This is a genomic window from Schwartzia sp. (in: firmicutes) (genome assembly GCF_978017985.1).
This window is the reverse complement of record NZ_CDXDFU010000169.1, coordinates 1-2,045: the sequence shown is the minus strand read 5'-3', so window position 1 is coordinate 2,045 and position 2,045 is coordinate 1. Positions and strand designations below refer to the sequence as shown.

At 43.6% G+C, this 2,045-nt stretch carries 1 protein-coding gene; it reads right to left on the bottom strand.

Going from position 1 to position 2,045, the window contains the following annotated elements:
• Nucleotides 1-64 precede the first annotated feature (64 nt).
• A complete protein-coding gene (locus ACY69O_RS07560; protein WP_462332860.1) occupies nt 65-1,798 on the bottom strand; it encodes a B12-binding domain-containing radical SAM protein in 1,734 nt (577 codons plus the stop codon).
• Nucleotides 1,799-2,045 lie beyond the last annotated feature (247 nt).

Sequence of the window (2,045 nt, the reverse complement as noted above, 5' to 3'; positions counted from 1 at the left end):
TTTGCATAAAATCGTAGGGTTGTTTCTCTGATTTTTGCATAAAATCGTAAAGTGAGAAAACATCTCAAAGAGTAATTTCATGCCATTCTATCGGATTTTGGCTGTAGTCAAATAATATGCAGACGCCTTCTTTGTCCGTACCGCTCGGATGGAACGGGTCTTTTTCAAAGTATTCCACATGATATTTATGGCGTATGTCGTGCCAGTTGGTGAAACGATAGTCGTGAATATATTCCTTTGCCCTTCCCGTTCTCCAAAATTCGGCAATGCGGTCTTTCATGCTTTCCTGACTCCAGTTGAGGAAAGACGGCCAGCTGTGGGAGCTGCCCTGCTCCAGTAAATCAAGTCTTAAAAGCCCGTCCAGAGCCTCGCGGGACAGCTTTTTGTATTCCTCCAATGCAAACATGTAGAGCGCTTCATAAAGATGCACGTCCGAATGCGGTCTGTGATGATATTCCTTCTTTTCCCACCAGTCGGTAAATTTCTGATAGAATCTGAACCCGTCTCCTGCTTCCATTGTTTCCACAAGGTAATCAATGGTTCTTCCGGCTCTGCCTGCATTATGATACAGCTCAAATACGTCCTCGAATATATGCAGCCAATGAATTTCCCCATAGGTCATCCATTTATTTGACAGTACCTCATAAGGTGCCTGATCCTGGTAGAGATATTCGCCCTCGTCAACAAGGCGCATCATATACGCGCCGGATAAAAATTTCAAAAAGCCCAGCTGCAGCTGATGGGAATGCAGCTTATATACTTCGTTGAATGACTTATGGAATGTTTCCATAGGCTCGTACGGCAGCCCGATAATCAAATCGGTGTGTACGTGTATGTTTTCCCCGTCAATGATACGGCGTATATTCTGCGTTATTTTTTCCCAATGGTTTGTACGTGCTACGGCTTTTAATGTCTGCTCGTTTGTTGACTGGATGCCTACCTCAAGCTGCACACGTCCCTTTGGAAATCCGCTCAGTATCTCCAAAGTTTCCTCGTCAAAATAATCCGAAGCAACCTCAAAATGGAAATTTGTTCTGCATGTGTCAGGAAGGTTTTTTATAAAACGCAAAATCGGCAAAAAGTGCTTCTTGTTGGCGTTAAATGTGCGGTCAACAAATTTAATCTGCTTTACGTTGTGCCGGGTGAAAAATTCTATTTCACGTAAAACCCTTTCAATGGATAAAAATCTCACGCCCACAGTGGCGCAGGACAGGCAGTACGCACAGGAAAAAGGACACCCTCTCGATGTCTCGTAGTAGAGAATTTTATCCTTTATTGCATCCATTTCTTCTTCCCTGTACGGGAAAGGTATTTCATTTACGTCAGGTACGTCCACCGCATTGCTTATGCGGAGCTCTCCGTCTGCGCTTCTCCATGATACACCTTTATCCGGCAGGGATTTTTCCGGGGTGAGGATATGTTCCAATACGCCCTGCAGGGATATTTCTCCTTCTCCCTGTATTACGTAGTCCACCGCGGGATATGCGCGCATAAATGCTTCCGTATTATAGGATACCTCAGGACCGCCGCATATTATGACAGTCTCAGGAAGCACTTTTTTCAGCAGGGGCAGCAGCTTCTTTACCAATTCTATATTCCAGATATAGCAGCTGATGCCCAGGACGTAGGGCTGTGTCTCGTATATTCTTCCCAGCATTTCGGGCAGATGGTTGTTAATCGTAAGTTCAAGTATTTCTGTTTCTGCATATTTTCGGCTAACTTCGCGCAGATACCGCACAGACAGCGAGGTATGTACGTATTGCGCGTTGATTGCCAGCCAAACAATTTTATTGTTCATGTCATCACCTTTGTATATTATAACGCCTTTGTTCCAGTTTTGCCGCAGTCAAAACTTCATCTGTCAGCGTTTCAACGAGGCAAAAGACATGGGAACTTCTTTTGCCTCGTTATATAATGTAAAGAAAAAATGTCATAGTTTATCGCCATTTTCCCTTTGCAGTGAAGAAAAAAAGCTTGCAATCACTGCTGTCTTTATGCTAATATATTCGTGTTATGCATGAATGATAAACATTGCTGTTTTAAGG